Genomic DNA, 24,107 nt, shown 5'->3' on the forward strand with positions numbered 1-24,107 from the left:
GAAGTCATGGCACAAATCGAAGTTCAGTATCATCAGCCGACACGCTTTGCTCTTCACTCACGGACGTTTAGAATTTTTATGTCTGGCAGTTTGGTGACACGAGTAGGGGATTGGATGGATTTAGTCGCTTTAAATTGGGCAGTATTACAATTTACGAACTCGCCGCTTCTATTGGGGTTAATGAATGCCTGCCGTTTGGTCCCAACTTTTTTGCTAAGTGTACCAGCAGGTATCTTGGCTGATCGATACGATAGACGAAAATTATTGATTTGGCTTCAAATTGGAATGATGTTGATGACGTTTTGCCTTGGTTATCTTATCGAGGCAAGACAGTCATTTTGGCTCTTTGCGTTCATTGTCACGCTGAGGTCTATGTTTGCAGCTATGGATCCGCCTATTAGAAATGCACTGGTGCCGAATCTCGTACATCAAAGTTCTCTGGCAAGTGCAATCGCTATTAATACAATGGTTATAAATCTCTCTCGTATAATTGGACCTGCGATTGCGGGAGTGTTGCTTTCCACCATAGACATTGCCTATTTATTTTATATCAATGCGCTGGGTACGTTAGGCGTACTATTATCTTTGCTCACGATTCGTTCTCATTCCATTCCAAAACCGGATAAAAAGGAAACTGAGAAAACAACGCTTAGGGCAGCAACAGACTTTGTGAAAAGTCAGCCTTCAGTTCAATCTTTACTCATTTTGGCCATTGTACCGATGGTATTTGGATTTCCTTACACAACGATGATGCCTTTATTTGCCAGAGATCTTTTAAGGCTTGGGCCAGAAGGGTTCGGATTGCTTCTATCTGTTTCATCTATCGGTGCATTAGTTGGTACAACCTGGCTTTCTCTTGGTAGAGAAATCAAAGGTAGGGGAAAGTGGTTGATTTGTTCCATAATGGGTTTTGGTTTTTCTTTGTTGCTATTTATAGGAGCACAAAACGTTTTTGTGGCAGGAGTGGCTATGTTCCTTGTCGGATTAACGAGTCAAACATACCGAACGATGAGTCGGATTACTTTACAGATGCAGGTTCCTGACCACCTGCGAGGCAGAATACTAAGCATTGCCTTAATGGATAGAGGCTTTATTCCGATTGGGGCCGTACTTATAGGGGCGATTGCTGCATTGGCAGGTGCTTTACCTGCTGGCGTTGTCATGGGTATAGGTTGTATTGCAACAACCTTAGTTATTGTATCAAGAAGACGGCAAATCTGGAAATTGTAATATGTATGGGAGTGTACAAACAAATGATGGAAAATATTATAAAATCTCTCAAGATGGAACGAGAAAACCCTTTTTGTGCCTATTTATATGACATACGGAAGCTGCGCAGCCATGTCAATCGATTAATCACAACTCTTCCTTCACCCTGTCGTTTATTTTATGCGATTAAAGCAAACTCAGATCCGATTCTACTTAAATCCTTAGCTTCAATCGTTCATGGGTTCGAAGTAGCTTCACTAGGAGAAATCGAGAAAGTCCGGGATGTGGATGCGGAAATACCCATCCTATTTGGGGGACCTGGGAAAACACAGGAAGAAATTGAAGGAGCTATAAGACACGGAGTCACTTTGCTTCATGTCGAGAGTAAACATGAATTACAGTTGGTGAATCACATTGCCAGCCAAAAAGGGACAACCGTATCTATTTTGTTGCGTGTAAATCTACGTGGTTCCGTTCCAAATGCGCAATTAAAAATGGCGGGTGTACCGACTCAATTTGGAATTGATGAAGTAGAAGTGCCTAATGTAATTGGTTTAGCAAAAAGTTTGCCGCATGTGAAGCTCCTCGGTTTTCATTTTCATGCGATGTCTAATAATGGTGATTCCAAGACCCATGCAAACTTTGTTGATCATTGCTTTGATAGGGCGAAACATTGGCGAAAAGAGTGGGATGTAGACATTTCTTATTTAAATGTAGGCGGAGGAATTGGAGTCAACTACCAAGACGTAGAATCGCAGTTTGATTGGAACGACTTTATAGAGCGTTTGGAAACGGTACTAGAAAAACACAATGATACGGATTGGCAAACATTGTTTGAATGTGGACGCTATATCACTGCTGCGTGCGGCTACTACGCAGCAGAGGTATTGGATATTAAACAAAATCATGGTCAATATTTTTGTATTGTTAGGGGGGGAAGCCATCACTTGAGACTCCCTGCAGCTTGGAAATCGAGTCATCCTTTTACGATCGTACCAGTAGAAACGTGGTCATATCCCTTTGAACGTCCTGGTGTAAATGAAGCTGTTATTACTGTGGCAGGGGAGCTATGTACTCCTAATGATTTACTTGCAAGAGATATATCCATTCCACGTGTGAGAGTTGGAGATATTCTCCTTTTCAGTTATGCGGGGGCGTATGGCTGGGCTATTTCTCATCATGATTTTCTCAGTCATCCACATCCAGAGCATCTTTACATAGAGTCTAACTCTATTAATTGTGGACATGAGAGTTTGGCTGCTGTTCGATAAAGTAAAAAAACAGGCTGTGTATCCGTTTTCCAGAAGGGGTGAATGCGTTCTGCGATAGGAAACGGAACCGTTACAAAAAGGCAGCTCATTCTTTTATGCACTAGGCCAGCAGGGAATTCACTTACAAAAAGCTGAAAGAGTTAATTAAACACCAGCAGGAGAAATATAACTGGGAGTTCATCTTCTTCTTGGGAGCAAACATCGATGCTGAGAAAGAGGCTGACAGTCTTGGAATTCATATCGAGAATGCATATAGCTTTGAAGCTTCTGAAGAGGGAGTTGACTGTATGTACAAGATGGTAAGCGAGGCAGTTACGGAAAAGAGAAGTGTTTAGTTAAAACTATATCAATTAGTCTTTCTGAAAATTTGTATTCAGTATTATTTTTTGGAATAATAATGAAGTCTAGCCAGGAATTTTTAGAAAGAAGGTATGATTAGTGCCCTATAGAGTGAAAGATACAATGATTTCGGAAAATGAAATAAAACAAAGAGTGAAGGAATTAGCAGAGGAAATTGAAAGAGATTTTAACAATGAGCCAATCATGTTAATCGTGGTACTTAAAGGATCTTTTGTATTCGCAGCAGATTTGATACGTGAGATGAAGGGAAATATAAACGTCGATTTTATTTCGGTTTCAAGTTATAGTGACCAAACAGAAACAACTGGAAAAGTAAAACTATTAAAGGATCTTGATGAGGATATCACGAATAAAAATGTTTTGGTGGTTGAAGATATTATAGACAGCGGATTAACCTTGCATTTTTTGAGAGACCATTTGAATATGCATAAACCGAAACAAATTAAGATTTGTACACTTTTAGACAAGCCTGAAAGAAGAAGAGTGGAATTACCAGTAGACTACGTTGGATTTGTCATTCCAGATGAATTCATCGTCGGTTATGGAATCGACTACGCACAACAGTATAGAAATTTACCTTATATTGCGACCGTGGAAGAGTATTAGTTTTTCCCCACCTTAGAGGAGGTTGTATGCTTGACTGCCAATATTTTTAAAGGAAAGAAAGAGGAAGAAAAAAATAACCTTGAAGAAATACTAGAGCATTCGATTGAAGTAGAAGAAGATCTCATGAGGTCTTATCTCATTACAGCTGAGCGGATTCACGATGATGATGAATTAAAGGAACGACTCGAAAACTTTGCAGAAGGAAATGCGAAAAGAACAAAACAACTTATCGATGAATTAAATGAAAATAGAGAGTAGTAATAGGAAGCTGTGAGGATGGAATAAATCCTTGCAGCTTTTCATATTTCGAATAGGTATTGATGCATACTATACGAAAGGAGTGTGTTCAAATTGAAAAAAGGATATATGATTATAGGAATAATTGTTGCTGTAATGGTGCTGCTTGCTGCTATGTTAATACCGAGCTATAACAACTTTGTTGAATTAGAAGAAAATGTTGACCAATCATATGCTCAAATTGAAAATCAGCTACAAAGAAGGCTGGATTTAATACCTAATCTTGTGAATACAGTAAAAGGTTATGCGTCACATGAAAAAGAAGTGATTGCTTCGATATCAGATGCACGTGCAAGATTAGCAGGAGCGAATACAGTGGAAGAAGAAGCAACAGCGAATGCTGAATTAACAGGTGCATTAAGCCGGTTGCTAGTAGTAGTAGAAAACTATCCTAATTTAAAAGCAGATCAACAGTTTACGCAATTAATGGATGAGCTGTCAGGAACTGAAAATAGAATTTCAGTAGCACGGAAGGATTACAATGATCAGGTTGCACTTTATAACAAAAAAATAAAACGATTTCCTGGTTCACTTATTGCAGGAATGACTGGTTTTGAAGAAAAGGAATATTTCACAGCTGACCCTAAAGCGGCTGAAGCTCCAGAGGTTAACTTTGGAGGAAATGGCGAATGAAATCGAAAGCGGTCTTCAGCCTTCTTTTTTTCTTTTTTTTCCTATTTCAAGGTGAAGCACTTGCTCAAAAAATGAAAATGCCGGCTCCGATTGGCGATATTTATGTGCAAGACTTTGCTAAAATATTATCCGAAGATGAAATAGCGGAACTAAGAAGTTTAGGGAAAACCATAGAAGATCAAACTACAGCGCAAATTTCTGTCTTAACGGTTGATACGATTAGCGAAAATACGATTGAGGAATATGCGAATGAGGCCTTCAGACATTATGGAATTGGAAATGAATCAGAAAACAATGGAGTATTGCTTGTTATAGCCGTTACTGACCGTTTAATTAGAATCGAAGTAGGCTATGGTCTGGAGGGAAGAATCCCAGATGGAAAAGCGGGACGGATTCTTGATGAACATGCCATTCCTTACCTTCGAAATAATCAGGCAAACAAAGCGATCCTAGAAACTTATAAGACACTGGCAAATGAAGTTTTAGCCGAATATGGTCAAGAAGGTGGATTGCAGGCACCCCAAAAGCAAACTCAACAGACTACTGCTGATGAAGGGGGAGGAATCCCCTCTTGGCTGCTCATCATTATTATCGTCGTTGTAGTGTTTCTTGATTTTAAGTTTTTTGGAGGGTCACTCACCTATCTACTGTTTTTTATCATCTCACTTGGAAGAGGCGGCGGAGGAGGTGGCTCCAGAGGGGGCGGCGGCGGTTCTTCAGGGGGCGGAGGTGCAGGACGAGGATGGTAAGTGTTAAAGCAAAAAGTGATTCAAATCATGCAAAAGGATTTGATGTATGATTTAATAGTAGGGAAGGAATTATTCTGGAGGTTTAGTAAAATGAGTAAAAATGAAATATCTTCTTTTCAGAAGGTTGGGAAAGAACGATTAATAGATGAACGAAATCCCTCTAGCTTAATCTCTGACCTAAAGTCACTTTTTAAAGCAGGGGTTTTGATCGCAAATGTCCTGCCTGTTTTTACAGGATTCTGGTTAGCTTTACATTTTACTAATCATTCGTTTAGTGATTACTGGGAAGTGTTTTTACTAACGATTGTTGGCAGTACAATGGTAATGGCAGGAGCTCTCGTACTTAATAATTGGTATGATGTTGATATTGATACTGTAATGGAAAGAACGAAAAATCGACCCACGGTAACGGGAAATATCCCATTAAATGTTGTTTTAACAATGGGAATTCTTTTGACTATACTGGGTTTAATCCTGTTACTCTTTACTACAATGGAAGCGGCCATTTATGCATTTGTGGGCTGGTTCACGTATGTAATTTTGTATACGATGTGGTCTAAGCGAAGGTTTACCCTTAATACGGTTATTGGGAGTGTGTCAGGAGCTGTTACCCCGTTAATCGGTTGGGCAGCCATTGAATCTAGCAATCATATTGTTCCAATTATATTGTTTTTAATCTTATTTATATTTCAAATGCCACATACCTTTGCGATCGCGATGAAGAAATGTAAAGAATATAAAGCGGCGGGTGTTGCCATGCTTCCCGTTGTACATGGGTTTAAAATGACAAAACGACAAATTGTCGTATATGTCGCATGTTTACTACCTTTACCTTTTTACCTAACGTCTCTCGGTACACTATTTATTGTTATTGCAACTTTGCTTAACGTGGGTTGGTTAGCCGTAAGTATTAGCGGATTTTATACGAAAAATGACCTAAAATGGGCGCATGTGATTTTTTTGTATTCTGTAAATTATGTAATGATATTGTTCCTGACAATGATAATTGTTACATTACCTCTTTTCTAAATAATTGTTAACTATATCAAAAAAGGCTGTTCCTGCTGACTTAGTGGGGATAGCCTTTTTTGTCGTTCATAAATTTGTCACTTTTAAAACATCAATATGACACAATGTGATTCAGTTCACTTCATTGAGAATCAGTCGCAATTATTATAAAGGTAAGAACAAATTAAGGGGGTTGATTTTTCGATGGCAGCTACAAAGGTTACTCATAAAGGTAAAAAAGAAGAGCACGAAGCACCGCTAAAAGGAACCTGGATTTCCGTAACAGTGGTTGGAGCCGTGATTGTTGCAACGTATATAGTTCTATACGGTCTTTATATGGCCAGAATATAAGGGGGATTAGAGAGATGAAAATGCATCTTGATGAAAAAATATGGCTTACAATAAGTTTTGGTATCATTATGGGATTCATGTTTATCACAGGTTACCAAGCTTTTGCACTAGAAATGGGACCGCCAAGTAATATGGAAACAATTGATCCACAGAAGGTGGATCAAACTGCACCATTCGATAACCCGGGAGTTAAAAAAGTTGGTGACAATGAATATGAAGTCGTTATGACACTACAAGCGTTTGGATTCACTCCAAATAACATTGAAATACCAGCAGGGGCAAAAGTTACGTTTATTCTGACCTCAAAGGATGTTGTTCACGGATTTGAAGTTGCTGGAACAAATTTAAATGCAATGGTTATGCCAGGGCATATTCAAAAAATCACACAAACATTTGATAAGCCAGGAAGTTATTTAGTTATCTGTAATGAATATTGTGGTGCAGGTCACCAAGTAATGAGTACAACGATTACGGTTAAATAAGGGGGGACAGTAGATGAAAATGGAAGCAGATTTAAAAGTAGGTTTTAAAGATAAAGCAAATAAAATGCTGGGATATCACCCAGAGGATGCAAAATTATCGAAATCATATATCGCAGTAGCATTTATTGCATTATTAGTTGGTGGTTTTTTAGGATTATTACAAGGTTTAAACAGAGCAGGATTGTTAGAGTTACCAACTTGGTTTAATTATTACCAAGTATTGACTGCACATGGTTTACTGCTAATCCTAGTGTTAACAGCATTCTTTACCATTGGATACTTTTATGCAACACTTTCACATAATTTAGGGGGGCTTCTTCCGAAAGTAAGAAGGCTCGCTTGGGTTGGATTCTTTGTTAAGCTTGTAGGATTTGTATTAGCCGTTATTCCAATCTTAATGAATGAAGCATCGGTTATGTACACCTTCTATCCTCCGATGGCTGCACATCCTGTATTTTATATCGGTTTAGCATTAATCGTAGTGGGTGTTTGGTTGTGCTGTATTGGAGCATTTATCCAAGTAGCGAATTGGAGAAAAAATAATAAAGGACAACACGTTCCAATCCTATCTTACTTTGCAACTGGTGTCTTCATCCTATTATTTTTCGCTCTAATGTTCGTAGCAGTTGAAGTATTATTTATGATTATTCCTTGGGTGTTTGGCTGGGTTGACACGATCAACGTAATGGTCGCTCGTACACTGTTCTGGGCATTTGGACACACATTGGTTAATATCTGGTATTTAACAGCTGTTTCTGCATGGTACGTAGTGGTACCAAAAGTTATCGGCGGAAAGCGCTGGAGTGATTTACTAACACGTGTGGTTATTATCGCTCTAGTCATTATGAACATCACTGGTGGATTCCATCACCAAATCATAGACCCTGCTATCAATGAAATCGTTAAATTTATGCACGTATTTATGAGTTTGGCAATTGGATTCCCATCTCTCATGACAGCATTTGCACTATTTGCAGTATTTGAGCGTACGGCTAGAAGAAAAGGCGGCAAAGGTTTAGTTGGTTGGTGGAAGAAAATGCCATGGGGCGATGTTCGCTTCCTAGCACCATTTATTGCAATGGTTGCCTTCATTCCAGCTGGAGCTGGCGGTATTGCACAAAGCACAAACCAATTAGATCAAGTTGTTCATAATACAATGTGGATTGTTGGACATTTTCACTTAACATTAGGTATGTCAGTTGTTATGACATTCTTTGGAATCAGTTATTGGTTAGTTCCTTTTATTTCAAACCGCGTATTAACACCGCAAATCAATCGATTAGGTGTTATCCAAACTTGGATTTGGACAATTGGTATGATCTTTATGTCCGGTTCTATGCACTACGTTGGATTACTTGGTTCACCAAGAAGAACTTCTTACTCCACTTATGGGGATCATGCAACAGCATTAGGCTGGGACCCATACTTGATGTTATTAGCAGTTGGCGGTACGTTGTTAATTATCGGTGTAATTCTTCAAGTGTACGCCGTATTCAATATGATGTTCTTTGCACCAAAAGGTGAAACAGAATTCCCAATCGCAGAGGAAGAAGAAAACGCAACAAAAACTCCTTATTGGACAGAGCGTTGGGGTGTATGGATCGTATTAATGCTTATTGTTGTCGCAATGGCATATGTAATACCATTGACGGATATGATTGTAAATGCACCTCCAGGATCACCACCAATTAAAACTTGGTAATAAGAAAAGCTCCAGCGCCTAGGCGCTGGAGCTAGGCAGTTCCCATTAAAAGAGATAGCTCAAAGTGCTTGGGCTGTCTCTTTCTTCTTAAAAAAACAAATTTGGAAGTGATCACTATGATCAATAATAGATATACGAAAATTTCATTTTTTCTCGTTATGTTATTTGGAATCGGGTTGTTTTTTATAGGAACCGATGGATTCACGGCATTTACTGCAGAAAAAGCCAGAGTGCAGCAGCTAAAAGATGATAAACCTAAATTCCCTGATGTTACCCTTGAAGACAGCATGGGACGAAAATATTCAATATCTGAATTTGAAGATAAATATGTATTTATTACATTTCTCTATACATCATGTACCACGGTTTGCCCTGAATTAGAATACAACATGAAGCAAGTTTACGATAAACTGCCGGGTGGCGTTAAAGGGGAAGAAATAGTCTTTTTGAGCATAAGCTTCGATCCGGAAAGAGACACCCCGGAAGTTTTAAACAAATACAAAGACCATTTTAAAAGTGATGGTGAAACCTGGCGGATGGCAAGAGTTCCAAATCAGGCTGAGTTAGATTCGTTATTAAAAGCATTTGGTGTCATTGTGATCCCAGATGAATACGGAAATTTTGCTCATAACTCTGCTTTTTATTTAGTGGATAAAAAGGGAAGTCTGATTGATGTAATGGATTATAAAAAAATCGACGAAGCTGCTCAAAAGGTTGCTAGCATCTTAGAAAACAAAGGGGAGGAATAATTGATGAATCAGTCATTTTATGGCTTACTATTATTCATTTTCTTAGTTATTCCTCCTGTTGCAGATTTCATGGAATCCGTAATGGCTATTCATATGCATATGCAAATGCCAATGCTGGTTATTGCAGGAATGTTAATGGCATCTTTCTTCAAAAAGCGATTTCCGCACTTTTTTGAAAAATGGAACAGCAATGGGGTACCGGGAATTACGTTATTTGTCATCATCATGGTATACTGGATGTTACCGCGGTCAATGGATGAAGCATTGACTACACAGACGGTAGAAGTTTTTAAATTTATTAGTTTGCCATTTTTAGCGGGAATTCCTTTAAGAGATAGTTGGAGAAAACTCAGTTCTGCAGGAAAAAATGTTGTGATCATTAGTTTCACTCTTATGTTTATTGGACTGGGATGGTTATATGTTTGGTCCCCTGTACAATTATGTAATAACTATTTGGTGATCGAGCAAGTAACGCTTGGATGGGCATTTTTACTAACTGCAATAGCTATGGTAGTCTATTTAGCCTATAACTTTTTTATCGACCCTTCCGCATATGAATGAGAGGGCAGGCAGGAGTGAATGAATGAAAGAAACGAATTATGATGAATTGCTGAATATCGAGACAGAAGGAAATCAAAGGGGATATAACAAGTCCTTCCATTATCACAGATATGAACCAACTCCCTACACTGCACTTGAAAATTTATTTGCTGAATATGAATTAAATAGCAGTGATCATATTGTTGATTTTGGCTGTGGAAAGGGAAGACTTAACTTCTTTATTCATTACCTATTTCATTCTTCCGTTACAGGGGTTGAGATGAACGAAAAGCTATACGAAGAAGCGATAGAGAACAAAGAAAATTATTTGATAAAAGCTAAAAATAAAGGTGAGATACAATTTCAATGCTGCTTGGCAGAAAAATATGAAATTAATCCTCTGGATAACACTTTTTATTTTTTTAACCCATTTACGATCCCGATTTTTTGGAAAATCATTAATAATATTTTGGTTTCGGTTGAGAAATTCAAACGGGAAGTAGACGTGATTTTATATTATCCTTCTGAGGATTATATCTACTATTTAGAAAACCATACCTCATTTGAATTAATAAAAGAAATTCAACTTCCTGGTATATATGAGAATAATGCCAATGAGCGATTTTTAATTTATCGTTTAGCCTATTAAATAGCCCTCGCAGTCTAATTAAGACAATGGAGGGCTATTTTTTGATGGTTTGTTTTTTATAAATTAATTTCGTTACTGCATTTTCAATGCTCAGATCTTTGTGGTTTGTAATCCATTTATCAGGAATCGTCTTATAGCGGCAATGGCTGCTTTTTAAATAGTTATAAATAATTTGGGCTTCATCAATCTCATCTCTCTTTATATGGCTGCCGGAAGGGAAAGCAGTATGGTTAAAGGTTGTTGTGATGAGGCTGCTGAGTTGATTTACCTCGGCACTATCATAGTTAACTATTTTACTAAAAAGAATTTCGCTGCGTTTTATTAGAAAAAGCTTGAAGGTATTCTCGCTTAGATTTTCCAGGACCACAATATTTTTATTTTCTTCCGTAAACTCGATGACCTTTTCTTTTCGAAGAAGAAATTGAATGGCATCGATCCTATCTCTATATCTAGCGGCAGCCTCAAAGTCAAAATCGGCGGAGACTTCAGCCATTTTCTTCTTCATAGCATCAAGGATTAGACTATTCTCAGTATTTAATAAAGCAATAATATCTTCCATTATGGCATGGTACTTCTGTAAAGCTGGACCTCCGCCGCACATACCAATGCATAACCCAATAGAATGATTGAAGCATAGCGAATCCTGTCGCTTAGGATTACTGCAAAGAATTTTAAAGGCTTCCTTGATGCCGATGATCGCCGTTTCGACTCTAGCTTTGCTAGGAAAGGGACCAAAATAAAGTTTGCCATCCTGTTCATCTCGATGGTTTGTGATCACTATGTCCGGGTATTGTCTATCCTTATTAATCGCAATGTAAGAGTAGGACTGTGGACTTTTCATCATTTTATTAAATAGCGGTTTGATATCGCGAATTAATTTACACTCCAGCATAAACGCTTCAAATTCTGTATCTGTTAACAGAATATCAAAATCTCGAATATTGCTGACAAGCTTAATAATTTTTTGCGGATGTGCTTTCGATTGCTGGAAATAGGATTGAACACGTCTTTTTAGATTTTTTGCCTTGCCGACATAAATAATTGAGCCGCGGGCATCCTTCATTAAATACACTCCAGGGGTTGAGGGAAGATTTTTCACTTTTTCCTTTATCAAATCATACTCTCCCCCTTTCCCATTTTTCTTCATTTTAACATAAAAAAATAACCAGATTGAGTATAACAATCTGGTAAAAAGCATTTATAAAGGTGATTTTGAATAAAGAATATACAATAGTAGTAACATGACAATATCCAATCTCGCCTTAAATGCAAAAGGCAGTATTCCGCTGTTTAGGAGTGGGAGTTTTGTTAGCAGAATGGCCGCAATCATAATCCCAATTAAGGGGATAACTGCATTTTTTACACTGCGGTTAAGTAAAATTAGTAAGCCGCAAATAATCTCTAGAAAGGCTGTTACATACAACAGAATATCTGGGAAAGGCAGTCCTAAACCGATAAACACTTCCAGAAGTTCAGTGCTGAATAATTTCATCACACCTGACGTAATAAAGACAAAAGCAACAGCATATCGGATTAAACTAGCTGTCGTCAACGAATGATTCATGCCCATTCCCCCTTTGTTAAATGTATTCAAAGGATAGGACAAACCATGAATGAAATAGTAAAATTTTTAAAAATTAGGGTTAATAATGACGACTAAAGCAGAAAATATAACTGCCCAAAAGGGGAGGAGAGGCTCGAGACTTGAGCTTCTCCTCTCTTGCGTAATAGGGGGAATATGACATTTATCATGTTTCGCATATGACAGCTATATCTACAAAAGGGAGTTTTACTAGGGCTATAATTTTGATAACAAATGAAAGAAGGGATAAAGTTATGATGGAACAAAACCAAAAGAATTTACGAAAGCAAGTAGCACCTTATGAAAAGTCAAATCTACGAGCAAGCATTTGGCAGATGACAAATACCCTGGCACCGTTCATTTTACTATGGTTACTTGCTTATCAAAGCCTTACCATTTCGTACATATTAACTTTGGGGATTTCTGTCCTTGCAGCAGGATTCTTAGTAAGGACTTTCATCATTTTTCATGACTGCTGTCATCACTCCTTTTTTAAAAATCGGAAAGCAAATACAATTCTTGGGACGATTACCGGAATATTGACCGTTTTTCCCTATCACCAATGGCAGCATGACCATTCTGTGCACCACGCAACGAGCAGTAATTTAGATAAGCGGGGAACGGGAGATATCTGGGTACTGACTGTGGATGAATACTTAGCTGCATCAACATGGGAAAGATTAAAATATCGTTTGTATCGGAATCCACTTGTTATGTTTGGATTAGGTCCGATTTATGTATTCCTGCTTAAAAACCGCTTTAATAGAAAAGGTGCACGGTTCAATGAACGTATGAACACCTATATAACCAATGCAGGGATTGTATCTTTAACAGTTGTGCTTTGTTTAACACTTGGATGGGAGCAATTCCTATTGGTACAAGGTCCTATCTTTTTAATATCAGGTTCACTTGGGATCTGGCTTTTTTATGTGCAGCATACGTTTGAAGATTCATACTTTGAGGAAGATAAGCATTGGGAATATGTGAAAGCAGCGGTTGAAGGCAGTTCCTTCTATAAACTTCCGAAGGTTTTACAATGGTTAACGGGAAATATTGGCTACCATCATGTACACCACTTAAGCCCGAGAGTACCTAATTATAAGCTGGAGGAAGCGCATAATAACACACTGCCCTTGCAAAATGTTCCAACCATTACATTAGCAACAAGTCTAAGTTCGCTCAAATTCCGTCTCTTCGATGAACAAAACAAGAAGTTTGTTGGCTTTAAGGAAATTAAGGTTCTAGTAAAAGAACAGAAGAAGTTTCTTAGACCGGAGAAAGTATGAAACGACAAGCCCTGTTAGGGGGCTTGTCGTTATTTCTGTTCTAAAATATGGTATGGGTCGAATAAATAGTAGTAAATGAAGATAGTGGGTAATTGTGGTAATATAAAGTGATAAACTATTTAAGCTGAAAATGAGGTTCTATTATGATAAAAAGGTATATGACATTCCAGAAAAATAGCGGCATATCACCATATATTTGGACCATTCTTTGCATACTGCCCTTTTATTTTATTTTCCAAACATCCTCACCTATTAAAATCATCGTTGGTCTTATCCTAACCATTCTCTTTTTTATCTTCTATCGAATTGCATTCATTTCGAAAGGGTGGCCGGTTTATCTCTGGACCTTCATCTTAATAGGTATTTCGATTACATCAACCAGCCTCTTCAGCTATGTGTATTTTGCTTTTTTTCTCTCCTATTTTATTGGAAATATCAAGGAGCGAATTACCTTTCTAACCTTATATTTTATTCATTTGATTAGTACATCCGCGTCTATTAACTTTAGTATCGTCCAGCAGGATGAACTGTTTCTTAAGCAATTGCCTTTTGTCATCATCATTTGGATAAGCGTCATATTGCTTCCATTTAATATTCATAACAAGAAAGAAATGGGGCAGTTGGAAGAAAAGCTTGAGGATGCCAATAAGCGGATTTCAGAGCTAGTTAAGTTAGAGGAACGTCAACGGATTGCCCGTGACCTGCATGACACATTAGGTCAGAAGCTTTCACTTATTGGATTAAAAAGCGATTTAGCTAGAAGATTAATCACAAAAGACCCAGAGCAAGCACGTAATGAATTAAAAGACGTGCAGCAAACGGCAAGGACAGCGTTAAGTGAAGTCAGAAAAATGGTGTCTTCAATGAGAGGAATCCGATTAAAAGATGAGATTGTCCGGGTGAAACAAATATTGAAGGCCGCTGAGATAGACTTCGAGGGAAACCAGGATATTTCTATTAAAAATGTTCCTTTATTGACCGAAAACATTCTTAGCATGTGCTTGAAAGAGGCGGTAAACAATGTTGTCAAACATAGTGGTGCCAGCTCCTGCTCCATTTCAATCGAGCAATCATGGAAGGAAATGGTGATGAGCATCCATGATAATGGAGTGTTTAAAAGCGAAGGTGATAAAGAACTGAGGGGAAGCGGTCTTTTAGGAATGAAAGAACGCCTTGAGTTTATTAATGGCAGCTTAGAGCTTCTAACAAAAGAAGGCACAACTTTAGTCATTAGAGTGCCCAATGACGTAAAGCCGTTAAATAAGGAGGAGGCGTAATAAATGATTAGAATTGTAATAGCGGAAGACCAGCAAATGCTGTTGGGCGCCTTCGGTTCGCTTCTAAATTTGGAAGAGGATATGGAAGTGGTTGGCAAGGCATCAAATGGGGAAGAAGCAGTGTCTTTAGTTAGGAAGCATCAGCCTGATATTTGTATTATGGACATTGAAATGCCAGGTAAAACAGGATTAGAAGCGGCAGAAGAGCTAAAAGGTTTAAACTGCAAAGTAATTATCCTAACCACATTTGCCCGGACTGGTTATTTTCAACGTGCCCTAAAAGCAGGAGTGAGAGGCTATCTGTTAAAGGACAGCCCAAGTGAGGAGCTGGCAAGCTCCATCCGACGGGTAATGGATGGAAAACGGATTTACGCTCCAGAGCTTATGGATGACGTATACTCCGAAGAAAACCCGCTTACAGATCGTGAAAAAGAAGTTTTAGAACTCGTTGCAGATGGCAAAAACACACAAGAAATCGCAGAACAACTCAGCATCAAAACCGGAACCGTGCGCAATTATATCTCCACCATACTAGACAAACTAGACGTCAAAAACCGAATCGAAGCCATCAAACAATCCAAAGAAAAAGGCTGGTTCAAATAGGCTTGTTAAATTGAAACAGGAGAATCCTAACGGGTTCCGTTTCTTATCGCAAAACGTCAATTTGCACATATCGATTTCGTGTAGGTATGAGAATTCATAGACGGAGAATTTCCGGCTAATTTAAATAGAGAAGATTCAGAAGCCGATATAAGCGGAATTTCTCCGTTTATCATACACAGTCAACATTCAGTTATATATCAGGAAACAGCATTAGCAGAAATCAAATAAAACATTTCGGCCAGCCATTGTCCTCCACACAAATGGCTGGCTTTAGTTTTTTAAAAAATAGGCAAACTAGGGTATTGACCTTAACGTTACGTAAAGGTGTATGGTTATTTATGAGGAGATGATCACATGGAATATACAATACAAAAATTAGCTAGTCTCGCAGGTGTCAGCACTCGTACACTCAGGTATTATGATGAAATTGGAATTCTTAAGCCGGCAAGAATCAATTCATCAGGATATCGGATCTATGGTCAGGAGGAAGTAAACACTCTTCAGCAAATCTTATTCTATAGAGAGCTGGGAGTCGGGTTGGACAGTATCAAGGATATTGTAACGGCGCCCTCCTTTGATAGGGCAAAAGCACTGCGGGAGCATCGTGAAAAACACCTCGAAAAAAAAGAACGACTAGATTTATTAATCGCCAATGTCGATAAAACAATAGCACTTACGGAAGGGAGAATAACCATGTCAAATAAAGAAAAATTTGAAGGCTTTAAGAAAAAGATGGTTGAAGATAACGAGAAAAAATATGGCAAGGAAATCCGTGAAAAATATGGCAAGGAAAGTGTTGAGGCTTCAAATGCAAAAGTAATGAACATGACAGAGGAGCAATATCAAGAGGTAACAGCTTTAGCAGAACAACTGCATACCACATTAGCTGAAGCATTTAAATCAGGAGACCCAGAAGGTGAGTTAGCACAAAAAGCAGCAGATCTCCACAAGCAATGGCTAACCTATTATTGGAAAGAATACAGCAAGGAAGCCCATGCGGGTCTAGCTCAAATGTATGTGGATGATGAAAGATTTACAGCTTATTATGACAAAGAACAACCTGGTACAGCAGTATTCCTAAGGGATGCGATTCATATCTACACAGGTCAAAATAAATAAAGCAATGATTTCACTCAACTATTTGTTGGGTGATTTTTTTATGTCTAAAGGTTCGATTATTATCCAAAAAATTCCCATGCGAATTTTGTCGATTGTATATCAATTATGACAGAAATTTGTCATAATTAATAAAAATAGTTAACGCAGAGGGATTGGACTTCTAGAATGTAAGTTTCTAGTTGAAGGGGGACAAGAATTTTGGACAATAAAATTAATATCCTATTAGTTGATGACCGACCTGAGAACTTACTAGCTTTAGAAGCAATCATCGAGCAAGAGGATTACAATTTAATTAAAGCCTTTTCCGGAGAAGAAGCACTGAAATGTCTATTAAAACATGATTTTGCTGCGATTTTATTAGATGTTCAAATGCCTGGAATTGACGGTTTTGGGACGGCAAAAATCATAAAAGCACGTGAAAAAACAAAAAATATCCCGATTCTTTTTATCACGGCCAATTATATGGATTCAGAGCATATTTTCACAGGTTATTCTGTTGGGGCGATTGATTATATTCTAAAGCCCTTTGATCCTACGATTCTAAAAGCAAAAGTAGAAGGTTTTGTCGACTTATATAAATTAAATAAACAATTAGCCCATCAGGCAGATAGTTTAAGAGAGAAAACAAAAGAAATAGAACAGGCTAACTTAGAGCTTTCAAAAACGGCGGCAGAACTGCGTGTTTCAGAAGCAATTTCAACTGTAATTAGTGAAACATCTATAGATACCATGGTGGTTATTGACGAAAATGGGATTGTCCTAAAAGTGAACCCTGCTGTAGAAAAAATGTTTAACTATTTGGAAACCGAAATAGTGAACCATCCATTAACGGTTTTGTTTTCCGAGGAAAAATCTAAAATTTCTATCGATAATATTTTGAATACGATTAAAAACGTAAATCATCTATTGGGCTACGAGAATTTGTACGAAGTTACTGCTTCACGAAAAGATGGATCCTCCTTTCCTGTTGAAATTCAAATTGGAAAAAGATATGTTCAAAATCGTAGTCTGATAGCTTTTACGATAAGAGATATTACAAAAAAGAAGCAAGACCAAGAAAAAATCACCCACATGGCATACCATGACAGTTTAACGAACCTGCCTAATCGACGACTATTTAATGAACAGCTTACATTAAAACTTAATGAAGCGAGGCAATCCTATCAACCGCTTGTCATCATGTATGTTGATATGGACCGTTTTAAATATATAAATGATTCTCTTGGTCATATGATGGGAGACCGTTTACTGCAGGAAATCGCAAAAAGACTATCAGAAAGTGTACGTAAACAAGACCTTGTAGCAAGGGTGGGTGGAGACGAATTTACCATTCTTCTGCCTGGGACAGATCGAGAAAGCGCATTAGAAATTGCAGAGGAAATATTCAAGGTCTTTAAATCCCCATTTTATATTGATAACTATGAATTATTTCTTACCACTTGTATTGGAATAAGTACTTTCCCATATGACGGGGAAGATTCTCAAGTTTTGTTGCGGAATGCGGATGCTGCTTTATACCGTGCCAAAGAACAAGGGAAAAACCAGTATAAGGTATTCCACACCGGAATGAATATCCAATCTTATCGAACGTTTATTATGCAAAATGACTTAAGAAAGGCAATCAAACGAGAAGAATTAGCCCTCGTTTATCAGCCTAAAGTTGAAATTGAATCTGGGACAGTAAAAAGTGCGGAGGCACTATTACGATGGAATCATCCAAGCTGGGGAATCATTTCACCTGCTGAATTTATTCCTTTAGCTGAAGAATCCGGACAAATTGTTGAGATTGGTAGCTGGGTTCTAAGGAATGTTTGTGAGCAAAGTAAAGCATGGGAGGCTTCAGGTTATACTCCTATTCCCATTTCTGTGAATTTTTCAGCACAACAATTTCTACAAAAGGATTTAATTGAAAATACCCAGCGTATTCTCGTAGAGACAGGAGTAAGTCCCGAGTTAATAGAGGTTGAGATTACGGAGTCTATGCTTCTAGGTAATAGCGAATTAATTACTAAAACACTAAATCAATTAAGAAAAATGGGAATGAAAATTAGTATTGATGACTTTGGAACGGGTTACTCGTCTCTAAGTTATCTAAACCGCCTTCCATTAGATACATTAAAAATAGATCGAACATTTATTAAAGAAATTTCCGAGTCTCCTAAAAGTAAATCACTTATTTCTGCCATTATATCGTTAGCCCATGGATTAAATATGAATGTGGTAGCAGAAGGGGTGGAAACAGAGGAACAACTTAAATTTCTTAAACTCCATCAATGTCAAGAAGCACAAGGATATTTATTTAGTCCTCCCGTCTTATCAAAGGACTTTGAAGGGTTTTTAACACATCATCAAAAGGAAACATCCCTCCGAAAAGGAATTACCTACTTAGAAAATAAAGTGGTGAGGCCAAAAATTGCTGAGAAGACTACAATGGTTGTAGCGAATAATCCAGAAGGCGGACCAAGCCAACAAATCCTTGTCGCTGCACTTGAGCGGACCAAAAATATTTATTCCATCTCATCAAGGGAAATGGATGTATTTAAGTTTTTGGTGAATGGATTAAGTAATAAAGAGATTTCAGATGAATTATTTATTAGTGAACATACAGTTAAAAATCATATTACACGGATTTTCCAAAAACTTGCTGTCAGTGATCGATTACAGGCAATGGCAAAGGTCTATCAAGCTTGTATTGAAGAAGGGGATCATCTCCATGCCTAGTAAGGAAAAATCAAAGTAGGGAGTACCTCATGAAAATCAAAACAAAATTATTACTAGGACTCAGCGCCAAACCTCTTATCATAATTCTGCTTATTATTACAGGCTTGGTTGAGATTAATAGTTTAGCGAAATTGAATGAAACAACCCAAAAAAATTACCAATTATCCCTATTGGCTGAACGACTGCATACAGATGTAAAGAACGAAGCAATAAGCCTAAGAAATATTGTTATATTTTCGGATAATGAACAAATCCAAAAGGAATTGGCTGCTTTACAGGAGATACAGCATTCTATTAACGGAAATATTGTGGCTATGGAAACAAAAGTAAATTCTGATAAGCAAAAGATACTGGTCGGTAAGTTAAAAGCAACGAATGAAAAGTTTAACGATTACACATCAAATGTAACCCTTTTACTTTCACAGGGAAAAAAGGAAGAAGCCGTTACTCTCATAAAAAATAGTAGTGCAACTATTCATAACGAGTTTCTAAACATTGTTACTGATATGGGCTACCAATTTGAAACGAACATGGTTTCCACTTTTAGTGAGGTCACAAAAGATTTTAAACAACAAATCTGGGCATCCAGTCTCATTTCTTTAATAAGTGTAATTTTGGTAACAGCCTTTGTTTTTCATACCGTTTGGACCTTTGCCTTAAGGTTAAGTAAAGTATCGGGGCTTATGACAAACATTGCGGAAGGTTCAGATTTGAGTAAGAAGATTGAAGTGAAAGGTACTGACGAGATTGACGATATAGCCCAATCTTTCAATAGAATGACCGAAACATTGGAGAAGCAAATGGCTAAGGAACAGAATATACTCTGGGTTAAATCCAATAGTGCGGAAATTATTACGAGTATAAGCGGTACACATAATTTAGAATCCTTGTCACGAACATTTCTTTCAAAGGTTGTTCCATTACTTGATTCGTCTCATGCAGTCATGTATGTGAAGGATAGTGGGAATCAAATCGGTGAACCTGTCTTTAAATTACTTGCTTCTTATGCATCAATCGAGGGTGAAAATCATCCTAAAACAATTTCTCCTGGGGAGGGACTTATTGGACAGGCTATACAAGAAAAAAGAACTATCGTCTTATCTGATGTTCCATCGGATTACATTAAAGTAAGTTCAGGATTGGGAGAAGCAGAACCGAGAAATATATATCTAATACCTGCCATCTTTGAAGGGGATGTAAAAGCAGTTTTAGAATTCGCTTCTTTCAAATCATTTAGTTCAAACCACCACGCTTTATTAGCTGAAATAATCGACAGCCTCGGGATCATCTTAGATAGTGTGTTTGGAAGAATTCAATTAGCTCAAGTACTGGAAGAAACCCAGGTGCTAATGGAAGAGATTCAAGCACAGTCAGAAGAATTGCAATCGCAGCAGGAGGAACTTAGGGTAACAAACGAGGAGCTGGAGGAACAAACCCAGGCCCTTCGTAACTCTGAGGAAATACTTCAGACTCAGCAAGAGGAATTGGAAGAGACCAATGCAGAATTACTTGAAAAAGCAAAGATTTTAGAGGAACAAAATAAAAAGTTTGAACTGACCAATCGGGAAGTGGAAAATGCCCGTGAAAAGCTTGAAGAAAAAGCAAAACAGCTAGCATTAAACTCAAAATATAAATCAGAGTTTTTAGCAAACATGTCACACGAGCTTCGTACCCCTTTAAATAGTTTATTAATTTTATCTAAATTACTTGCCGACAATCAAACAGGAAATCTATCAGAAAAACAAATAAAATATGCAGATACGATTTATTCCTCTGGCAGTGACTTATTAACGTTAATTAATGATATTTTAGACCTCGCAAAGATTGAATCGGGAAAGATGGAAGTCAATTCAAGTAAGGTGTTCCTAACTGATTTAGTTGATTTTGCTGAAAGCAGGTTCCGGGCAATTGCCAATGAAAAGAATCTGCGTTTTACAATTTCCTTGGAAAAGGACCTTCCACCATACATCTACAATGATGAACAAAGATTGCAGCAGGTCTTGAAAAATCTATTATCGAATGCTTTTAAGTTCACTCATCAAGGTGATGTAAGACTGGAAATTCGAAGGGAGTTTGAATCGGACATTGCTTTTTCTGTCATTGATACAGGTATTGGAATACCAAAAGAGAAGCAGGAGTTAATTTTCAAAGCGTTTCAACAAGCAGATGGGACGACTAGTCGAAAATATGGCGGGACTGGCTTGGGCTTGTCCATCTCTAGAGAAATTGCGGATTTAATAAATGGTGATATTACAGTTACGAGTGAAGAGAATAAGGGTAGTAAATTTACCTTTTTTGTAAGAGATTTTGGTATTGAAGAAAATCGTGATTTACAAAAACGTAATACCCCTTTTGAAGAGGCAGCAGTTTCAAGAGAAACTGTTGAGGATGAAGAAGAAATTATCCCGCATCATTCTCAGGTACTAGAACAGAAACAAGTCATTGAGCCAATACGTAACATAATGAGATTGTTAATTGTCGATGACGATTTAAGACATCGTACTAGCCTAATGGAACTAATTGGTGAAAAAGATGTCATTATTAAAGCTGTTTCTTCAGCATCAGAAGCATTTGATGTATTAAAAGTTAATCATTTTGATTGTATGATTCTAGATTTAGGTCTAGGTGAAACCCCTGGATTTGAATTACTCGAAAAAATAAAAATGAATGAAAAATATGAAAATTTGCATGTTTTCATTTACACTGGACGTAACTTAACCAAAAAGGAAGAAAACTTCCTTAAAAGGTATGTTCATACAATCATTATTAAGGATACTTATTCACCACAACGGTTAAAAGATGAACTTGATTTATTGATAAATTCAAGAAATGAACAGGGACTTATAAATGAAGAATTGGAACCAAATATATATTCTAGTAATACTGAACTTGAAGGAAAAAGGATTCTTTTGGTGGACGACGATGTTCGTAATGTTTATGCCCTAATGAGCTTCTTAGAACAATATAATATGGACATTTCATTTGCTGAAAATGGCAGAGAAAGTCTCGAGGTTTTAGAAAAAGAATCAAATTTCGACTTGATATTAATGGATATCATGATGCCAGAGATGGATGGATATGAGGCCATTAAGAGGATAAGAGCATTTTCCCACTTTAATAACTTACCAATCATTGCATTAACTGCAAAAGCAATGAAGGAAGACCGAGAAAAATGTCTAGAGGCGGGAGCTTCAGATTATATTGTGAAACCATTTGATCCAGATCAATTGATTTCTTTGATTCGAGTTTGGCTTTATCAAAAAAATGAAAAATGAATGTATAGAGATTGAGGGGCAAAATGAATAACTATCAAGAAGGCTCTAATGAAAATCTTGAAAAGATAGAAATGGAATTATTATTACAAGGATTATATTCTTGGTGCGGATATGATTTTAGAAATTATGCCTATAATTCAATTAGAAGGAGAGTCTTGCATCGTGTCCACGCTGAAAAGTTAGATAGTATTACAGGGCTATTAGATAAAGTTTTACATGATGATTCCTGCTTACAAAGATTAATTGCAGATTTCTCGATTAATGTTACCGAAATGTTTCGAGACCCAGCGTTTTTTTTGAGTTTTAGAGAAAAGGTGGTACCGCTATTACGTACCTATCCTTCTATACGAATCTGGCATGCGGGCTGCTCCACTGGTGAAGAAGTTTATTCGATGGCAATGCTTCTTCATGAGGAGGGACTATATGAAAAGACCAAAATTTATGCAACAGATATTAACCCAGATGTACTAAAAACGGCAAAGACAGGGATTTTTCCAATCGAAAATATGAAAAAATATACAAGTAATTATATAAATGCTGGTGGTATGAATGCATTTTCAGATTATTACCAAGTTACCAAAAATGGAGTAAAGTTTCATTCTTATCTTACCCAAAATGTTGTCTTTGCTCAGCATAATTTAGTTACAGACCATTCATTTAATGAATTCCATGTCATCCTTTGCAGAAATGTACTAATTTACTTCAATAAAGAATTACAAGAAAAGGTGCATAATCTTTTTTATGAAAGTTTGGGAATGTTCGGTATTTTAGGTCTAGGTGATAAAGAAACAATCACCTTTACTAAGAAGTCAGGATCCTATGAAGCCATAAGTAAAACTCAGAAGTTATATAAAAAAATTAAATAGTATTATTGTGTTTCTATTAAAGGCCATCTTGGCCTATTTTTTTTGGTTTAATATCCCCATTTCTATATAGGAATGTATTCCTGATTTCATTGATATATGAAATAGGGAAGGATTGGTGATATTTTAAATTGTTATCTTCCTACATACTGAATGTAAGATAAAACATTCGGAAAGTGAAAAACGGAGGGGGACTATGGACCACAAATCATCTTTGAAAGTATGCATGGGGAAGCAAATAAAAATGAAAAGAAATGAACTTCTAATACTAGTTGAGAAAAATGGTTTAAACGATAGCAAGGTTTTGAAATGCAGCCAAGAACTAGATTTATTAATATACCAAATACAGTTAATTCATAGGGAAAAAACAAGGATAGATTATTTTCTTCTCAAAGGAATGGGGAATGAATAGTGGCAGTGTTGAACATGGTAAAGAGTCTTTCTGTTGAATCAGAGAGTCCAAACTTCTTATCGATAATTGATCATCATCCAGATACAATTTATGCTATGGATCTGAATGGAAATATTTTGAGCTGTAATAATAATATTGAAGGTGTACTGGGTTATACATCAAGTGAGATTCATGGTCCATTTCATAGACTAATAAAAAAGGGAAATTTGAATAAAGTGATGAAACATTTTGAAAAGGCAGTAGCGGGAAAAGTTCAAAATTATTCTTGTATTTCAATTCATAAGGATGGATATAAATGTCAACACAAATATGTACACTTTCGCTTGTTTAAGAATGTACAAAACTACTCATTTTCCTTCGCTA

At 37.1% G+C, this 24,107-nt stretch carries 25 protein-coding genes; 23 read left to right on the plus strand and 2 right to left on the minus strand.

Features of this window, described 5'->3' with window-relative positions; all coding sequences use genetic code 11:
- Positions 1 to 6: 6 nt before the first annotated feature.
- The 14 genes from MLOOGBEN_RS27125 to MLOOGBEN_RS27190 all read left to right on the plus strand — a co-directional run bounded on the left by MLOOGBEN_RS27125 (position 7) and on the right by MLOOGBEN_RS27190 (position 10,606).
- Complete coding sequence (locus MLOOGBEN_RS27125) at positions 7 to 1,230, plus strand: MFS transporter (RefSeq protein WP_179161369.1); 1,224 nt, start codon at positions 7 to 9, stop codon at positions 1,228 to 1,230.
- Between the two features lie 23 nt (positions 1,231 to 1,253).
- The gene (locus MLOOGBEN_RS27130) at positions 1,254 to 2,480 is read left to right on the plus strand and encodes a type III PLP-dependent enzyme (protein WP_179161370.1); all 1,227 of its coding nucleotides are present in this window, start codon (positions 1,254 to 1,256) and stop codon (positions 2,478 to 2,480) included.
- Between the two features lie 188 nt (positions 2,481 to 2,668).
- On the plus strand, positions 2,669 to 2,815 hold the full coding sequence (locus MLOOGBEN_RS27135) for a hypothetical protein (RefSeq protein ID WP_179161371.1): 147 nt from the start codon (positions 2,669 to 2,671) through the stop codon (positions 2,813 to 2,815).
- A gap of 127 nt (positions 2,816 to 2,942) precedes the next feature.
- On the plus strand, positions 2,943 to 3,446 hold the full coding sequence (gene hpt / locus MLOOGBEN_RS27140; RefSeq protein ID WP_218781352.1) for a hypoxanthine phosphoribosyltransferase: 504 nt from the start codon (positions 2,943 to 2,945) through the stop codon (positions 3,444 to 3,446).
- Between the two features lie 30 nt (positions 3,447 to 3,476).
- Positions 3,477 to 3,704 carry a hypothetical protein gene (locus MLOOGBEN_RS27145; RefSeq protein ID WP_179161373.1) on the plus strand — a complete coding sequence of 76 codons (228 nt, stop codon included), beginning with the start codon at positions 3,477 to 3,479 and terminating at the stop codon, positions 3,702 to 3,704.
- A gap of 108 nt (positions 3,705 to 3,812) precedes the next feature.
- The gene (locus MLOOGBEN_RS27150) at positions 3,813 to 4,376 is read left to right on the plus strand and encodes a LemA family protein (RefSeq protein ID WP_483296406.1); all 564 of its coding nucleotides are present in this window, start codon (positions 3,813 to 3,815) and stop codon (positions 4,374 to 4,376) included.
- Positions 4,373 to 5,125 (plus strand): TPM domain-containing protein, encoded by a 753-nt coding sequence (locus MLOOGBEN_RS27155; protein WP_179161375.1) that lies wholly within the window; start codon positions 4,373 to 4,375, stop codon positions 5,123 to 5,125. Before MLOOGBEN_RS27150 ends, MLOOGBEN_RS27155 begins: the two co-directional genes overlap by 4 nt.
- A 90-nt stretch (positions 5,126 to 5,215) precedes the next feature.
- A complete protein-coding gene (cyoE, locus tag MLOOGBEN_RS27160; RefSeq protein WP_179161392.1) occupies positions 5,216 to 6,154 on the plus strand; it encodes a heme o synthase in 939 nt (312 codons plus the stop codon).
- 183 nt (positions 6,155 to 6,337) lie between these two features.
- Entirely contained in the window at positions 6,338 to 6,484 is a 147-nt protein-coding gene (locus MLOOGBEN_RS27165) for a hypothetical protein (RefSeq protein ID WP_179161376.1), read from the plus strand.
- Between the two features lie 14 nt (positions 6,485 to 6,498).
- A complete protein-coding gene (locus MLOOGBEN_RS27170) occupies positions 6,499 to 6,966 on the plus strand; it encodes a cytochrome c oxidase subunit II (protein ID WP_179161377.1) in 468 nt (155 codons plus the stop codon).
- 19 nt (positions 6,967 to 6,985) lie between these two features.
- The gene (locus MLOOGBEN_RS27175) at positions 6,986 to 8,668 is read left to right on the plus strand and encodes a cbb3-type cytochrome c oxidase subunit I (protein WP_179161393.1); all 1,683 of its coding nucleotides are present in this window, start codon (positions 6,986 to 6,988) and stop codon (positions 8,666 to 8,668) included.
- 116 nt (positions 8,669 to 8,784) lie between these two features.
- Positions 8,785 to 9,417 (plus strand): SCO family protein, encoded by a 633-nt coding sequence (locus tag MLOOGBEN_RS27180; RefSeq protein ID WP_179161378.1) that lies wholly within the window; start codon positions 8,785 to 8,787, stop codon positions 9,415 to 9,417.
- 3 nt (positions 9,418 to 9,420) lie between these two features.
- On the plus strand, positions 9,421 to 9,978 hold the full coding sequence (locus MLOOGBEN_RS27185; RefSeq protein WP_179161379.1) for a hypothetical protein: 558 nt from the start codon (positions 9,421 to 9,423) through the stop codon (positions 9,976 to 9,978).
- 22 nt (positions 9,979 to 10,000) lie between these two features.
- Positions 10,001 to 10,606: a methyltransferase gene (locus MLOOGBEN_RS27190; RefSeq protein WP_179161380.1), complete on the plus strand. Its 606-nt coding sequence runs from the start codon at positions 10,001 to 10,003 to the stop codon at positions 10,604 to 10,606.
- Between the two features lie 34 nt (positions 10,607 to 10,640).
- On the opposite strand, the gene MLOOGBEN_RS27195 is transcribed toward MLOOGBEN_RS27190, so the two are convergent.
- Complete coding sequence (locus tag MLOOGBEN_RS27195; RefSeq protein WP_256989291.1) at positions 10,641 to 11,720, minus strand: GIY-YIG nuclease family protein; 1,080 nt, start codon at positions 11,718 to 11,720, stop codon at positions 10,641 to 10,643.
- A gap of 84 nt (positions 11,721 to 11,804) precedes the next feature.
- The gene (locus MLOOGBEN_RS27200; protein ID WP_179161382.1) at positions 11,805 to 12,170 is read right to left on the minus strand and encodes a DoxX family protein; all 366 of its coding nucleotides are present in this window, start codon (positions 12,168 to 12,170) and stop codon (positions 11,805 to 11,807) included.
- A gap of 272 nt (positions 12,171 to 12,442) precedes the next feature.
- On the opposite strand from MLOOGBEN_RS27200, the gene desA reads away from it, so the two are divergent.
- From desA to MLOOGBEN_RS27245, 9 genes are all read left to right on the plus strand, one after another.
- A complete protein-coding gene (gene desA, locus MLOOGBEN_RS27205; protein WP_179161383.1) occupies positions 12,443 to 13,474 on the plus strand; it encodes a Delta(5) desaturase DesA in 1,032 nt (343 codons plus the stop codon).
- Between the two features lie 143 nt (positions 13,475 to 13,617).
- Positions 13,618 to 14,751, plus strand: coding sequence for a sensor histidine kinase (locus tag MLOOGBEN_RS27210; protein ID WP_179161384.1), 1,134 nt, complete (start codon positions 13,618 to 13,620; stop codon positions 14,749 to 14,751).
- Between the two features lie 3 nt (positions 14,752 to 14,754).
- A complete protein-coding gene (locus tag MLOOGBEN_RS27215; protein ID WP_179161385.1) occupies positions 14,755 to 15,354 on the plus strand; it encodes a response regulator transcription factor in 600 nt (199 codons plus the stop codon).
- 354 nt (positions 15,355 to 15,708) lie between these two features.
- Positions 15,709 to 16,473, plus strand: a complete 765-nt coding sequence (locus MLOOGBEN_RS27220; protein WP_179161386.1) for a MerR family transcriptional regulator — start codon at positions 15,709 to 15,711, stop codon at positions 16,471 to 16,473.
- Positions 16,474 to 16,671: 198 nt separating this feature from the next.
- Positions 16,672 to 19,194 carry an EAL domain-containing protein gene (locus tag MLOOGBEN_RS27225; protein ID WP_179161387.1) on the plus strand — a complete coding sequence of 841 codons (2,523 nt, stop codon included), beginning with the start codon at positions 16,672 to 16,674 and terminating at the stop codon, positions 19,192 to 19,194.
- Between the two features lie 29 nt (positions 19,195 to 19,223).
- On the plus strand, positions 19,224 to 22,469 hold the full coding sequence (locus MLOOGBEN_RS27230) for a response regulator (protein WP_179161388.1): 3,246 nt from the start codon (positions 19,224 to 19,226) through the stop codon (positions 22,467 to 22,469).
- 23 nt (positions 22,470 to 22,492) lie between these two features.
- Positions 22,493 to 23,335, plus strand: coding sequence for a CheR family methyltransferase (locus MLOOGBEN_RS27235; protein ID WP_179161389.1), 843 nt, complete (start codon positions 22,493 to 22,495; stop codon positions 23,333 to 23,335).
- A gap of 241 nt (positions 23,336 to 23,576) precedes the next feature.
- Positions 23,577 to 23,744 carry an aspartyl-phosphate phosphatase Spo0E family protein gene (locus MLOOGBEN_RS27240; RefSeq protein ID WP_256989292.1) on the plus strand — a complete coding sequence of 56 codons (168 nt, stop codon included), beginning with the start codon at positions 23,577 to 23,579 and terminating at the stop codon, positions 23,742 to 23,744.
- Positions 23,744 to 24,107, plus strand: a 364-nt coding sequence (locus MLOOGBEN_RS27245) for a PAS domain S-box protein (RefSeq protein ID WP_179161390.1), incomplete at its 3' end; no start/stop codon positions are given. The genes MLOOGBEN_RS27240 and MLOOGBEN_RS27245, both read left to right, overlap by 1 nt.

Origin of the sequence: Bacillus sp. EB106-08-02-XG196 (assembly GCF_013396335.1) — a bacterium.
Taxonomy (GTDB): Bacteria; Bacillota; Bacilli; order Bacillales; family Cytobacillaceae; genus Neobacillus.